Raw genomic sequence first — 13,286 nt, forward strand, 5'->3', positions numbered from 1 at the left:
GGAGGACCCGATGACGCTCACGGCCGCTGAACTACTGGCCGCCACGACCGCCCGACTCGCCCCCGACCCCCAGACCAACTCCCTGGTCCCGCTGATCGCCAGGGGCGAGGCGAGCCGCGAGACCCTCGCCGCCCTGGCCCTGGAACAGCGGTGGGTGATCGCCGCCGACCACCGCTCCTTCCTGCACCTGGCCGAACGCGCGGCCGACAGCCCCGCGGCCACCGCCTTCTTCACCTCGCTCGCCGAGGGCGAGGCACTGGCGGGGGAGCATCTGGCGGCGTTCGCCGAGGAGAGCGGCGTGACCGAGGAGCGGACCCGCTCCCACCCACCCCGCCCCGGCTGCCAGGCCTACCCCGCCTACGTGGCCTGGCTGGCCCTCAACGGCTCACCGGCCGACGTGATCCTGGCCCTCACCGCCAACTTCTCGGCGTGGGGTGGCTATTGCGCCCGCATCGCCGAAGGCCTCCGCCGCCACTACGGCTTCTCGGACGAGGCCAGCGCCTTCTTCGACTTCTTCGCGCAACCTGCCCCCGACCTGGACGCGCAGGCGACGGCGGCGGTACAGACGGCCCTGGACACCGGCCGTCTGAACACCGACATGGCGCACACCTACGGAAGTCTGCTTCAGTCCTACGAGGCGATGTTCTGGGACTCGCTGAGGGAAACCCCCTAGGACGACCTACGGCGCCCCACTGCTGTGCGCGATACACGCCACGTCGATACGATCCGCCAGCTTCGCCAACTCAATGGTCAGCGCAGCCACCGTGTCCTCATCAAGCTGCTCCCCGGCCTCGACAAGATGCAGCCACCGCCCACCCACGGTCCGCAACAACTTACTCACGTCGGCCGCAGCCACCTGCAAGGACCCGCGGTCGTCGACGATCAGAGGCAGAGTCACTTCGCGGTTCACAAACGGGATGGTAGCCGCGCAGCGCTCACGCACCCTGCCAAACCGTGGTGATGTTGCAGAACTCCCGGATTCCGTGCCCGGACAGCTCACGTCCGTACCCGGACCGCTTCACACCGCCGAACGGGAACGCCGGGTGGGAGGCGGTCATCCCGTTGACGTACACGCCACCCGCCTCCAGATCCCGCGCGAACCGCTCCACCTCGTTCTCGTCCCGCGTCCACACGTTCGAACTCAGCCCGAAGAAGGAGTCGTTCGCGATCAGGATCGCCTCGTCCAGGTCGCCGGCCCGGTACAGCGTGGCGACCGGCCCGAACGCCTCCTCGCGGTGGATGCGCATCTCCCGGGTGATGCCCGCCAGGACGGTCGGCGGGTAGTACCAGCCCGGCCAGTTGGGGCGTTCCCCGCCGCACAGCACCTGGGCACCGCTGCGCTTCGCGTCGTCGACCAGCTCCTCCAGGTCGGCCCGCCCCTGCTCGGAGGAGAGCGGCCCGATCTCGGTGCTCTCCTCCAGCGGGTCGCCGATCTTCAGCGCCTTCATGCCCGCGACGAACTTCTCGGCGAAGGCGTCGTACGCGTCGGTGTGCACGATGAACCGCTTGGCCGCGATGCACGACTGTCCGTTGTTCTGCACCCGCGCGGTCACGGCGACCTGCGCCGCCCGGTCGAGGTCGGCGGAGGGCATGACGACGAACGGGTCGCTGCCGCCCAGCTCCAGCACCGTTTTCTTGATCATCTCGCCGGAGGTGGCGGCGACGGCCCGCCCGGCCGGCTCGCTGCCCGTGAGCGTCGCTGCCTTCACCCGCTCGTCGCGCAGGATGGCGTCGACCGCTCCCGAGCCGACCAGCAGCGTCTGGAAACAGCCCTCCTTGAAGCCCGCCCGGTGGAACAGGTCCTCCAGGTACAGGGCTGTCTGGGGGACGTTCGAGGCGTGCTTGAGCAGGCCCACGTTGCCGGCCATCAGCGCGGGCGCGGCGAAGCGGATCACCTGCCACAGGGGGAAGTTCCACGGCATCACCGCGAGGACGGGCCCGATCGGCCGGTAGTGGACCCGGACCCGGGAGGCGCCGGAGTCCCGCACGTCCGACTCGGCCGGTACCTCGTCGGCGAGCAGTCCCTCGGCGCGTTCGGCGTACCAGCGCATCGCCTTGGCGCACTTCGCGGCCTCCGCGCGGGCCTGCTTGACCGGCTTGCCCATCTCGGTGGTCATGACCCGGCCGATCTCCTGCTGGTCCTCGTCCAGCAGGTCGGCGGCCTTGTTCAGCAGTCGGGAGCGTTCGGCGAACGTGGTAGTCCGGTACGTGCGGAACGTCGCCTCGGCGAGCTGGAGCCGGCGTTCCAGCTCTTCCTCGCCCATGGCCTCGTACGTCTTGAGCGTCTCGCCGTTCGCCGGGTTCACCGTCGCGATGGGCATGGCTGACCTCCCTGGGAGCGGTCTTGCTTCGACCTTCGCGCGCGGCGCTGCCGACCGCAACGCGTAGCACCCCCTTCAGCCCGAGTGCTCCGCCAGCCGGTCGAGAAACGCGGCCTGAGCCGTGACGACCAGCTCACGGGCCCGGTCCAGCCCGAACCACGCCACCCGGTCCAGCTCCGGGAACTCCTGGGTCCGCCCGGACCTCGGCGGCCACTCCATGGTGAAGGTGCCGGGCTCGATCGCCTCCGGGTCCAGGTCCGCCTCGATCGCCCATACGGTCACGATCTTGCCGTTGGCCTGCGCGACCTCGCCCAGCGGTACGGCCTCCCCGTCGGGCGGGGCAAGGCCCAGCTCCTCCCGGAACTCGCGCCGGGCCGCCTCCCAGGCGGGCTCGTCCGGCTCGTACTCGCCCTTGGGCACGGTCCACGCTCCCGCGTCCTTCTTCGCGAAGAAGGGACCGCCCATATGGCCGAGCAACACCTCCAGCCCCTCGTCGCTGTGCCGGAACAACAGCAGTCCCGCGCTGCGCTTCGTCGTCCGCACCGTCACGGCTTGACCTCCGGATGGGCCGCCAGCAGGGCCTCCACCGTATCGGCCTCCTCGGCCCTCTTGTCCTCGCGGTAGCGGACCACGCGGGCGAAGCGCAGGGTGACGCCGGCCGGGTAGCGGGAGGAGCGCTGCAGGCCGTCGTAGGCGATCTCCACGACGAGTTCCGGGCGTACGGTGACCAACCGGCCGTCGTCCGCGACGGCCAGCTCCCGCAGCCGCTCGGTCTGCCAGGCGAGCATCGCGTCGGTCATGCCCTTGAAGGTCTTGCCGAGCATCGCGAAGGTGCCGTCCGGGTTGCGGGCGCCGAGGTGCAGGTTGGAGAGCTTGCCGGTGCGGCGGCCGTGGCCCCACTCGGCGGCCAGCACGACGAGGTCGAGCGTGTGCACGGGCTTGACCTTCAGCCAGGACGCACCGCGCCGGCCCGCGCTGTAGGGGGCGTCCAGCGCCTTGACGACCACGCCCTCGTGGCCACGGGCGAGGGTGTCGGCGAGGAACCGTTCCGCCTCGGGGATGTGCTGCGGCCCCGACGCCACGGCCCGGCGGACCCGCATCGGCCCGGGCACCAGATCGACCAGCAGCGCGTGCCGTTCGGCGAACGGGAGGTCGAGCACGTCCAGGCCGCCGACCAGCAGCACGTCGAAGAAGACCGGCGAGACCGGCACCTCCTCGGCGGCCTTCGCCACGTCGGTACGGGAGCCCACCCGGCCGGCGATCTCCTGGAAGGAGCGGGGCCGGCCGTCCGCGCCGAAGGAGATCACCTCCCCGTCGAGGATGAACCGGTCGCTCGACAACCCCAGGGCCGCCCGGGTCACTTCGGGCAGCCGGTCGGTGATGTCGTCCAGCGTGCGGGTGTGGATCCGTACCGCGCTGCCCTCCCGGTGGACCTGGACCCGGATGCCGTCCAGCTTCTCCTCCACCGCGCACGAGCCCAGCTTCTCGACCGCCTCGGCCACCGAGGAGGCGCTCTGCGCCAGCATCGGCAGCACCGGGCGGCCGACCGTGAGCCGGAACCGGTCCAGCGCCCCGGGCCCCTCGGCGAGCAGGGCCTGCGCCACCGTCTGCAGCGACCCGGCGAGCATCACCGCCCGTCGCACGTCCGCCGGATCCGCGCCGGTCGCCCGGGCCAGACCCTCCACGGCGACCGCGTCCAGCGCGCCCTGCCGGACCTCGCCGGTGAGCAGGCCGTGCAGGAAGCGCTGCTCCGCCTCGGTGGCCGCGCCCATCAGCTCGCCGACGATCCGGGCCCGCTCCGCCTGGGAACCGGCCCCGGACACCTTGCCCAGCTCGCCGAGCCGGGCGTCGACCTCCCGCACGGTCAGGGAGGGCTCGGCGGCCGGCGGGACCGCGCGGCTCAGCACCTTCCAGCCGACGCCGAGCCGTCCCTGGGGGAGCCGTCCGGCCAGGTAGGGGATGACGATCGGCACGTCGTCCGCCTCCGCGTCCCGGAACAGCTCCGCGAGCAGCGCGGTCTTACGGGACCGGGCCGCCGTCGCGGCGACCTCCCGGGACACCTCGGCGAGCCGGGCCAGCAGCATGCAGTCATGGTTGCACCGCAGGCGCGGGCTCTACACCCGCACGGCCGCGTCGAGGTCGGCGAAGAGCAGCTCGCCGTTGATCGCCGCACCGGCCCGGTACCCCCGGCTCGCCGCGTTCACCACCTGCTCGGCGAAGCCGCTCACGTTGCCCGCCGCCCACAGACCCGGCACCGTCGTCAGGCCCCGCTCGTCGATCACCGGGAAACTGCCGAACGGCGTCTCGCGCAGCTCCGCACCCAGCCGCACCAGCAGGTCGTTCTGTGGAACGGCCCGTGGTGCGACGTACAGCACCTCGCGCTCGTGGACCGTGCCGTCCGCGAGCCGGACGCCGGTGAGCCGGTCCGCCTCGGCGAGCACCTCCGCGACCTCACCGGGTACGACGGTCACCCGGGCGGCGGCCAGCCTGCGCCGGTCCTCGTCCGTCAGCTCCGTCTCCCGCACCTCGTGCAGGAAGAACCGCACATCCTTCGACCACTGGGTCACCATCAGCGCCTGGTGCACGCTCATCGGGCCGCTCGCGAGCACGCCGGTCGCCCGGTCCCGGACCTCCCAGCCGTGGCAGTACGGGCAGTGGACCACGTCCCGGCCGAACCGCTCGGCGATCCCCGGGACCGGCGGCAGCTCGTCCTTCAGGCCGGTGGCGACGACCAGCTGACGCGCCCGTACGGTCCGGCCGCTCGCTAGCACCACGGTGAAGTCCTCGCCCCTGGTCGCGTCCACGACCCGGTCCCGGACCAGTTCCACGCCGTACCGGGCGATCTCCTCGCGCCCGACGGCCAGGAACTCGGCGGGCGACATGCCGTCCCGGGTCAGATAGCCCTGCAGGTGTGCGGACGGCGCGTTGCGCGGCTCGCCCGCGTCGACCACCAGGGTGCGCCGCCGGGCCCGGCCCAGCACCAGCGCGGCGGACAGACCGGCCGCGCCGCCTCCGACCACCACCACTTCACAGTTCTCGGTCATGGTGACCACCTCCGCGCCCGACGGTCGCCCACACCCTGCCGTGTTGACAAACGTCTTTGCCGAATCTGCAATACGGGCATGAGCACCGAGAGCACCGACGGCGTGCTGGCGGGCGTGGGCCCGAGGCTCCGGCGGATCCGCAAGGAGCGGGAGGTGACGCTTGCGGCGCTGTCCGAGGCGACCGGCATCTCCGTCAGCACCCTGTCCCGGCTGGAGTCCGGCCTGCGCAAACCCAGCCTGGAGCTGCTGCTGCCCATCGCGCAGGCCCACCAGGTACCGCTGGACGAGCTGGTCGGCGCCCCGCCGGTCGGCGACCCCCGGGTGCGCGCGAAGCCCCTCGAACGGCACGGCCGCACCTTCTGGCCGCTGACCCGCCAGCCCGGCGGCCTCCAGGCCTTCAAGGTCCGCGAACCCCAACGCAGCCAGGAGCCGGAGCCGCGCACCCACGAGGGCTACGAGTGGCTGTACGTGCTCTCGGGCAGGCTCCGGCTGGTGCTCGGCGAACACGACGTGGTGCTGTCGGCGGGGGAGGCGGCGGAGTTCGACACCCGGGTGCCGCACTGGTTCGGGTCGACCGGAGAGGGGCCGGTGGAGTTCCTGAGCCTGTTCGGGCCGCAGGGCGAGCGGATGCACGTACGGGCACGGCCGGCTCGTAAGTGACGTGTCCGAAGTGACGCGCGCGAAGTGACGCGTCCGACTGTTTCGCGAATGGCAAGCGACCGCTTAGTATGCGGTCGGACCCGGTCAGACGAAGCAGTCCCGTGGAGGCCCCGCATGCAGGCATGGCAAGTGCACGAGAACGGCGAGCCGAGCGAGGTGATGCGCCTGGCGGAGGTGGAGCGGCCCACGCCCGGCGAGGGTCAGGTGCTGCTGCGGGTGCGCGCCGCCAACATCAACTTCCCGGACGCCCTGCTGTGCCGGGGCCAGTACCAGGTACGGCCGCCGCTGCCCTTCACGCCCGGGGTGGAGATCTGCGCCGAGACCGAGGACGGCCGCCGGGTGATCGCCAACCCCGTGCTGCCGCACGGCGGCTTCGCCGAGTACGCGCTCGCCGACGCCCGCGCCCTGCTGCCCGCGCCCGAGTCGCTGGACGACGCCGAGGCCGCCGCGCTGCACATCGGCTACCAGACGGGCTGGTTCGGCCTGCACCGCCGCGCCCACCTGGAGGCGGGGGAGACCCTGCTCGTGCATGCCGCCGCAGGAGGCGTCGGCAGCGCGGCCGTGCAGCTCGGCAAGGCGGCCGGGGCCACCGTGATCGGCGTGGTCGGCGGCGCCGACAAGGCCGCCGTCGCCCGGGAGCTGGGCTGTGACGTGGTCGTCGACCGCCGCACCGAGGACGTCGTCGCGGCCGTGAAGGAGGCCACCGGCGGCCGGGGCGCCGACGTGATCTACGACCCCGTCGGCGGCGCGGCCTACGCCCAGTCCGCCAAGCTCGTCGCCTTCGAGGGCCGGATCGTCGTCGTCGGCTTCGCCAGCGGCACCATCCCGAGCCCCGCGCTCAACCACGCCCTGGTGAAGAACTACTCGATCCTCGGCCTCCACTGGGGCCTGTACAACACCAAGAACCCGAAGCTGATCCTGCACTGCCACGAGCGGCTCACCGAGCTGGCCGCCCAGGGCGCGATCAAGCCGCTGGTGAGCGAGCGGGTGCCGCTGGCGGAGGCCGCGGCCGCCGTGCAGCGGGTCGCCGACGGGGTGACCACCGGCCGGGTGGCCGTGGTCATGGACAAGGGAGCCGCCGCATGATCGACGCCGAAGAACTGCGCCGCCGCACACGGGAGTTGCTGGCCGCGCATCCGCCCGCCGCCACCGACCCCCTCGACTTCCTCAAGGCCCGCTTCGACGCGGGGCTGGCCTGGGTGCACTACCCAACGGGCCTCGGCGGACTCGATGTCCCGCGCTCCCTGCAGGTCGTCGTGGACGCCGAGCTGGAGGCGGCCGGCGCTCCCGACAACGACTCGCGCCGCAACGGCATCGGGCTCGGCATGGCCGCCCCGACGATCCTCAAATACGGCACCGAGGAGCAGAAGCAGCGCTATCTGCGACCGCTGTGGATCGGTGAGGAGGTGTGGTGCCAGCTGTTCAGCGAGCCCGGCGCCGGCTCTGACCTCGCCGCGCTCGGCACCCGGGCCGTGCGAGAGGGCGACGAGTGGGTGGTCAACGGGCAGAAGGTGTGGACGTCCGGCGCGCACAACTCCCGTTGGGCCATCCTCATCGCCCGCACCGACCCGGACGTGCCCAAGCACGCGGGCATCACGTACTTCATCTGCGACATGACCGACCCGGGCGTCGACGTCCGTCCGCTGCGGCAGATCACGGGTGAGGCCGAGTTCAACGAGGTCTTCCTCACCGACGTCCGCATCCCCGACTCCCGCCGCCTCGGCGAGGTCGGCGACGGCTGGCGGGTCGCGCAGACCACGCTCAACAACGAGCGCGTCGCCATCGGCGGCATGCGGCTGCCCCGCGAGGGCGGCATGATCGGCCCGGTCGCGAAGACCTGGCGGGAACGCCCCGAACTGCGCACCCACGACCTGCACCAGCGGCTGCTGAAGCTCTGGGTCGAGTCCGAGGTCGCCCGGTTCACCGCCGAGCGCCTGCGCCAGCAGCTCGTCGCCGGCCAGCCCGGCCCCGAGGGCGCCGGCATGAAGCTCGCCTTCGCCCGCCTCAACCAGGAGATCAGCGGCCTGGAGGTCGAACTCCGCGGCGAGGAAGGGCTGTTGTACGACGACTGGACCATGCGGCGGCCCGAGCTGGTGGACTTCGTCGGCCGCGACGCCGGCTACCGCTACCTCCGCTCCAAGGGCAACAGCATCGAGGGCGGGACCAGCGAGGTCCTGCTGAACATCGTCGCCGAGCGCGTCCTGGGCCTGCCCGCCGAGCCGCGCACCGACAAGGACGTCGCCTGGAAGGACCTCGCCCGATGACCGACCTGCTGTACTCGGAGGAGGAAGAGGCGCTGCGCGCCGCCGTCCGCGACCTGCTCACGGACCACTGCGACGCGGCCGGCGTGATCGCCCGCACCGAGTCGGACGCCCCGCACGACCTCGCCCTGTGGAAGTTGCTCGCCGACGGCATGGGGCTCGCCGGGCTGCTGGTGCCCGAGGCGCAGGGCGGCCAGGGTGCCACCCACCGTGAAGTCGCCGTCGTTCTGGAGGAGCTGGGCCGGGCCGTCGCGCCCGTCCCGTACCTCACCAGCGCCGTCGTGGCCACCGAGGCCCTGCTGGCCTGCGGGGACGAGGAGCTGCTGGGCCGCCTGGCCGCCGGGCGCACCATCGGCGCCCTCGCGGTCGGGCTGCACTCGGCACCGGGCGCCGCCCTCAAGGCCGTACGCCTGGAGAACGGCACCCTGCACGGGGAGCTGACCGGCATCGCCGACGCGGCCGCCGCCGACGTCCTGCTCGTCCCGGCCGACGACGGCGGGCTGTACGCGGTGGCCGCCGACGCGGTGACCGTCACCCCGCAGACCTCGCTGGACCTGACCCGCCCGCTCGCCACCGTCACCCTCGACGGCGCGCCCGGCCGCCGCATCGGCGACGCGGAACCCGCCGTACGACGGGCCCTGCGCGCCGCCGCCGGACTGCTCGCCTCCGAGCAACTCGGCGTCGCCGACTGGGCGTTGACCGAGACCGTCCGGTACCTGAAGGAGCGCAAGCAGTTCAACCGGCCGGTCGGCGGCTTCCAGGCGCTCAAGCACCGGCTCGCCCAGCTGTGGCTGGAGGTCGTCAACCTCCGGGCCGCCGCCCGCGCCGCCGCCGACGCGCTGGCCTCCGGCGAGGACACCGACGTCACCGTGGCCGTCGCCCAGGCCTACGCCGCCCCGGTCGCCGTACACGCCGCCGAGGAGGCGCTCCAGCTCCACGCCGGCATCGGGATGACCTGGGAGCACCCGATCCACCTGTACCTGAAGCGGGCCAAGGCCGACTCGATCGCCTACGGCACGGCAGGCGCCCACCGGGAGGCCCTGGCCGAACTGGTCGACCTCCAGGCGCCCTGACGCACAGCCAGTGAAGCCCGCCCCACCCGGGGCGGGCTTCTTCGTGTGCGCACCCGTCACGAAGTGAACGGAGGGCAGCAGTCCGGCCAACTCCCTGTAGGCCAGGGGCTTTTGAGTGGAGAGCGCACGCATACTCTCCCCGGTCCCATCCGGCCCCTCAAGGGAGGCAGCGCATGGCCCTCACCACCCGTCGCAGAGCCCTCACCACCCTCGGCGCCGCCCTCGCGGGTGCGGTCGCCCTGCCCGCCGGCCAGGCCTGGGCGGGCGGCGGCCACCCTGGCCCGCGCCCGCTGTGGCACGCGCACGCCCACAACGACTACGAGCACCCGCGGCCCCTGTTCGACGCCCTCGACCACCGCTTCGGCAGCGTCGAGGCCGACATCTTCCTCGTCGGCGACCAGCTGCTCATCGGCCACGACACCTCCGAGCTGGACCCGACCCGCACCCTCGAATCCCTCTACCTCGACCCGCTCGCCGCCCTCGTCAAGGCCAACCACGGCTCCGTGTACCGGGGCCGGCGGCAGCCGGTGCAACTCCTCATCGACATCAAGACCGAGGGCTCCTCGACGTACGTCGAACTCGACCGGCACCTCAGGCGCTACCCGCACCTGCTCACCCGCTACGCGCACGGCCGCGTCCACCCCGGCCCGGTCACCGCCGTCGTCTCCGGCGACCGCGCGGCCCGTGTCCCGATGGAGGCCCAGACCGAGCGCCGCGCCTTCTACGACGGCCGGCTCGCCGACCTCGGCGGCGCGGCCCCCGCCTCCTTCATCCCGCTGATCAGCGACAACTGGACGCTGAACTTCACCTGGCAGGGCGAGGGCCCCTTCCCGGACGCCGAGCGCCAGAAGCTGCGCGGTATCACCGGCGCTGCCCACGCGCGCGTGCAGCAGATCCGGTTCTGGGCCACCCCGGACACGGCGGGTGCGGCCCGGGACGCCCTGTGGACGGAACTCCTCGCGGGCGGCGTCGACTACCTCAACACCGACGACCTCGCCAGCCTGGAGGCCTTCCTGGACGCACACCCGTTTGTGTAACACCACACGATCGGAGGACATGTCAGCCGCCCGGACGAACCCCCCGCTACGCCACACTTACGGCCGAACGCCGCTCATGGGGCGTGGCGGAGGAGGTTCCCGATGGCCGTTTCCATCTCTGTGGTGCTGCTGCTCCTGATCATTGTCGTGATCTTCATGCGCAACGGCGCGCTGAAGATCTCGCACGGCCTGGTCTGCATGCTGCTCGGCTTCTACATGGCCAGCACCACCATGGCGCCCACTATCCAGAGCGGGCTCACCGCGACCGCCGATCTGGTGGGCAGCCTGCGCCCCTGAGCCGCGAGGTCAGGACGAGAAGACCCCGATGCCGTTCGGGACCGGGCGTTCGGCCCCGCCGCTCGGGTGGTTGCGGATCGTCACACTGCTGGCGCCCGCATTCCGGGTGACCATCTCGGTCGAGCCGCCGCCGTCGAGGTTGAACGCGTCGGACGCGCCCAGCTCGTTCATGAGCTGGGCCTCTTCGGCGATGGTCATGCCCGTCCGATAGGCCGCGGCTCCGTCCAGCGCGAGGAGCAGCATCCGGTGCCCGCCGTCGGCGAAGCCCACGACGGTGCGCACGGCCGAGGCGTTGTCGTCCAGGCCGGACAGCGGCTTGCCGTTCCGCAGCACCGGGTAGCCGCCGATCGCGAACGTGTACGGCACCTTGGCCGTGGCCGCCACCAGGGCGTGCGTGACGGTCACCTGGTCGCCCACCGACAGCTTGCGCAGCCGCTGCGCGCCCTCCTCGCGGCCCACCAGGACCGTGGTGCCCGTGGGGATCGAGCCGCCGCCCGGGGTGCCGGAGGCGGAGACCACCTCACCGTCCCGCACCTTCACCTCGTAGGTGTCCGTGCTGCACGCCGCCGCCCGGTCGGTGTCCGTGCCGCAGGTGGCACGCACCCGTGAGGCGCTGCCCCACCGTGAGGTGAAGGCGCCGACGGAGTTCTGCGGCAGCGCGTACTGGTTGAGGCCCTTGAGCGGGAACTGCCCCTCCGGCGTGCCGACGGAGCCGGTGAGCGTGAGGCGGTCCAGCCGGGCCCGCCCGTCGGTACCCACGCCGAGGACGTCCGTCGTGGTCGTCCCGGGCGGCAGCGAGGGCCCGAACCGCTGGCCCTTCGGCACCGCCGCCTTGAGTACCTTCCCGTCCGCGATCGCCGGTCCCACGGTCGCGCCCGTCGCCTCCACGCCCGGGTGCTGGGTCTCGGAGATGTTGAAGAAGTCGCCGTTGACGCCGGCGACCGCGCCGGCCGAGTCGGCGAGCTTCGACACGGTCGCGCGGGCGGCCACCGTCCCCGGGTACAGCAGGTCCAGGCGGACGTGCGGATTGTTCAGGTCGACGGTGAGCAGATGGGCGTGGGCCTCGCCCGCCGCCGCCGAGATGTCGAACTGCCGGTAGGTGACACCCGGCGCGATCCGTCTGCCCATCTTGCCCAGCGGTACGGCATCGGCCGGTGCCGCCCCCGCCAGGGCCGCACCGGCCAGTACACCGAACGCCGTGAGAACCGTGAGAACCGATCTGCCCGCTGCCGTCTGCCGCCGATCGTGCGCCACCGCGCCCCCTGATGTCTCGTCAACTGTCCCAGAACTCAGGGAAGTGCAGCAGACGGCGGTGGCCCGCGGGGGTGCTAGGCGTCGACTACGCGAGAACGGGTGAGAAAACGCACCCCCTCGGGTGCCTCCAGCGAGAATCCGCTCCCTCTTCCGGGTACCACGTCGACGATCAGCCGGGTGTGGCTCCACACCTCGTACTGGCTCCTCGACATCCAGAAGGTCACCGGCTCCTCGACGCCCTCCACCGCCAGTTCCGCCAGCAGCACGTCCGAGCCGCCGGTCCGGAACTCGCCGTCCGGGTAGCACATGGGCGCGCTGCCGTCGCAGCAGCCGCCGGACTGGTGGAACATCAGCGGACCGTGCTCGGCCCGCAGCCTGCGCACCAGTTCGGCAGCCTGCGGGGTGAGTTCGACGCGGGGGACTTCCACTTCCATGGTCACCGTCCTGGAGAGCCGGGCCGTCGGACGTGCCCCAGTCTCATGCTTCGTCAAGGGCGCGTCCAGCAGGCGTACTTCGACGGGACCGTGGTCAGGCGAGGCCGAGGACGTCGTCGGTCCGGCCCCACCCGGGGGTCGGCGGCTGCGGCCACCTCGGGAGAGGGGGCAGGGTCTCGGCCGGCCGGTCGGACATCAGGTCCGTGGCCGGAGTTCGCCCGCTGAGCCAGCCGAGCAGGAGGTGTCCGGGCCCGGCGATCGAGGGGCCCTCGGGAGCCGGGGTCCAGTGGCGGCCCAGGTCGACCGCCTCGACGCGGGAGACGGGATGTCCCTGGGCCCGCAAGGTGGTGAGGGTCTCGTCGAGCGCCCAGGACACGTACGACGCCGGCCAGTCGGCGGTGCCGTATCCCAGGCCGAGGTCGACATGGTGGTGCTCCAGCTCCCGCAGGCACCGCAGGAGGGTGTACCAGGCGGGGTGCCGCCAGCCCGCGAGTGCCGCCACCAGGACGTCCCACCGTGCCGCCGGCATCTCCCGGGCCTCCGCCACGACCAGGTCCAGGGCCCGCCGGGTCCGGTCGGCCAGCGCGTCGACGGGCAGGGCGGCGGTCCGCTCGGCCGTCTCGGCCAGGGCGGCCGCATCCTGTCGGGGCCCCGGCGCGGAGCCCGTACGCGCCAGCCGCAGCAGCCACACGTAGGCATCCGCGCTGCCCGCGATGTGGGCGAGCACCTGGCCCCGGGTCCACGGGGCGAGCGCGCCGGGCGCACGGCACTCGGCCTCGGTCAGGCCGGACAGCGTGGCCGCGAGCCGTGCGGCCGACCGCTCGACCTCGCCCCTCAGGCGGTCGACGTCGGGCGTGGGCATCGAGGGGGAGTCGGTCATGGGGGAGGGACCATCCTGGAGAGAA

General features: G+C 72.6%; 15 protein-coding genes. 7 read left to right on the forward strand and 8 right to left on the reverse strand.

Annotated elements, in window-relative coordinates; genetic code table 11:
• Positions 1-10 precede the first annotated feature (10 nt).
• The gene (locus tag BEK98_RS38750; protein ID WP_094221459.1) at positions 11-673 is read left to right on the forward strand and encodes a thiaminase II/PqqC family protein; all 663 of its coding nucleotides are present in this window, start codon (positions 11-13) and stop codon (positions 671-673) included.
• Positions 674-679: 6 nt separating this feature from the next.
• Here the strand turns inward: BEK98_RS38750 and BEK98_RS38755 are convergent, their stop codons facing one another.
• The 5 genes from BEK98_RS38755 to BEK98_RS38775 form a co-directional block, all read right to left on the reverse strand.
• On the reverse strand, positions 680-910 hold the full coding sequence (locus BEK98_RS38755; protein ID WP_094221507.1) for a DUF6213 family protein: 231 nt from the start codon (positions 908-910) through the stop codon (positions 680-682).
• Between the two features lie 25 nt (positions 911-935).
• Positions 936-2,321 carry an NADP-dependent succinic semialdehyde dehydrogenase gene (locus tag BEK98_RS38760; RefSeq protein ID WP_094221460.1) on the reverse strand — a complete coding sequence of 462 codons (1,386 nt, stop codon included), beginning with the start codon at positions 2,319-2,321 and terminating at the stop codon, positions 936-938.
• 75 nt (positions 2,322-2,396) lie between these two features.
• Positions 2,397-2,870: an NUDIX hydrolase gene (locus BEK98_RS38765; RefSeq protein ID WP_094221461.1), complete on the reverse strand. Its 474-nt coding sequence runs from the start codon at positions 2,868-2,870 to the stop codon at positions 2,397-2,399.
• Positions 2,867-4,405: an ATP-dependent DNA ligase gene (locus tag BEK98_RS38770; protein ID WP_094221462.1), complete on the reverse strand. Its 1,539-nt coding sequence runs from the start codon at positions 4,403-4,405 to the stop codon at positions 2,867-2,869. Before BEK98_RS38770 ends, BEK98_RS38765 begins: the two co-directional genes overlap by 4 nt.
• A gap of 30 nt (positions 4,406-4,435) precedes the next feature.
• On the reverse strand, positions 4,436-5,365 hold the full coding sequence (locus tag BEK98_RS38775; RefSeq protein ID WP_094221463.1) for an NAD(P)/FAD-dependent oxidoreductase: 930 nt from the start codon (positions 5,363-5,365) through the stop codon (positions 4,436-4,438).
• A 78-nt stretch (positions 5,366-5,443) separates the two neighbouring features.
• On the opposite strand from BEK98_RS38775, the gene BEK98_RS38780 reads away from it, so the two are divergent.
• The 6 genes from BEK98_RS38780 to BEK98_RS38805 all read left to right on the forward strand — a co-directional run bounded on the left by BEK98_RS38780 (position 5,444) and on the right by BEK98_RS38805 (position 10,693).
• Positions 5,444-6,025 (forward strand): helix-turn-helix domain-containing protein, encoded by a 582-nt coding sequence (locus BEK98_RS38780; protein WP_094221464.1) that lies wholly within the window; start codon positions 5,444-5,446, stop codon positions 6,023-6,025.
• 114 nt (positions 6,026-6,139) lie between these two features.
• Positions 6,140-7,111 carry an NADPH:quinone oxidoreductase family protein gene (locus tag BEK98_RS38785; RefSeq protein ID WP_094221465.1) on the forward strand — a complete coding sequence of 324 codons (972 nt, stop codon included), beginning with the start codon at positions 6,140-6,142 and terminating at the stop codon, positions 7,109-7,111.
• Entirely contained in the window at positions 7,108-8,289 is a 1,182-nt protein-coding gene (locus BEK98_RS38790) for an acyl-CoA dehydrogenase family protein (RefSeq protein WP_094221466.1), read from the forward strand. Before BEK98_RS38785 ends, BEK98_RS38790 begins: the two co-directional genes overlap by 4 nt.
• The gene (locus BEK98_RS38795; protein ID WP_094221467.1) at positions 8,286-9,359 is read left to right on the forward strand and encodes an acyl-CoA dehydrogenase family protein; all 1,074 of its coding nucleotides are present in this window, start codon (positions 8,286-8,288) and stop codon (positions 9,357-9,359) included. Before BEK98_RS38790 ends, BEK98_RS38795 begins: the two co-directional genes overlap by 4 nt.
• 173 nt (positions 9,360-9,532) lie before the next feature.
• Positions 9,533-10,396 (forward strand): phosphatidylinositol-specific phospholipase C/glycerophosphodiester phosphodiesterase family protein, encoded by an 864-nt coding sequence (locus tag BEK98_RS38800; protein ID WP_094221468.1) that lies wholly within the window; start codon positions 9,533-9,535, stop codon positions 10,394-10,396.
• A 102-nt stretch (positions 10,397-10,498) separates the two neighbouring features.
• On the forward strand, positions 10,499-10,693 hold the full coding sequence (locus BEK98_RS38805; protein ID WP_094221469.1) for a hypothetical protein: 195 nt from the start codon (positions 10,499-10,501) through the stop codon (positions 10,691-10,693).
• A 9-nt stretch (positions 10,694-10,702) separates the two neighbouring features.
• Here the strand turns inward: BEK98_RS38805 and BEK98_RS38810 are convergent, their stop codons facing one another.
• The 3 genes from BEK98_RS38810 to BEK98_RS38820 all read right to left on the reverse strand — a co-directional run bounded on the left by BEK98_RS38810 (position 10,703) and on the right by BEK98_RS38820 (position 13,261).
• The gene (locus BEK98_RS38810; protein ID WP_208643360.1) at positions 10,703-11,947 is read right to left on the reverse strand and encodes a phosphodiester glycosidase family protein; all 1,245 of its coding nucleotides are present in this window, start codon (positions 11,945-11,947) and stop codon (positions 10,703-10,705) included.
• Between the two features lie 74 nt (positions 11,948-12,021).
• Positions 12,022-12,381 carry a DUF779 domain-containing protein gene (locus tag BEK98_RS38815; RefSeq protein WP_094221470.1) on the reverse strand — a complete coding sequence of 120 codons (360 nt, stop codon included), beginning with the start codon at positions 12,379-12,381 and terminating at the stop codon, positions 12,022-12,024.
• 94 nt (positions 12,382-12,475) lie between these two features.
• Positions 12,476-13,261, reverse strand: coding sequence for a maleylpyruvate isomerase family mycothiol-dependent enzyme (locus tag BEK98_RS38820; protein ID WP_094221471.1), 786 nt, complete (start codon positions 13,259-13,261; stop codon positions 12,476-12,478).
• Positions 13,262-13,286: the final 25 nt, after the last annotated feature.

It is taken from the genome of Streptomyces diastatochromogenes, from assembly GCF_002242805.1.
GTDB classification, from domain to species: Bacteria; Actinomycetota; Actinomycetes; order Streptomycetales; family Streptomycetaceae; genus Streptomyces; species Streptomyces diastatochromogenes.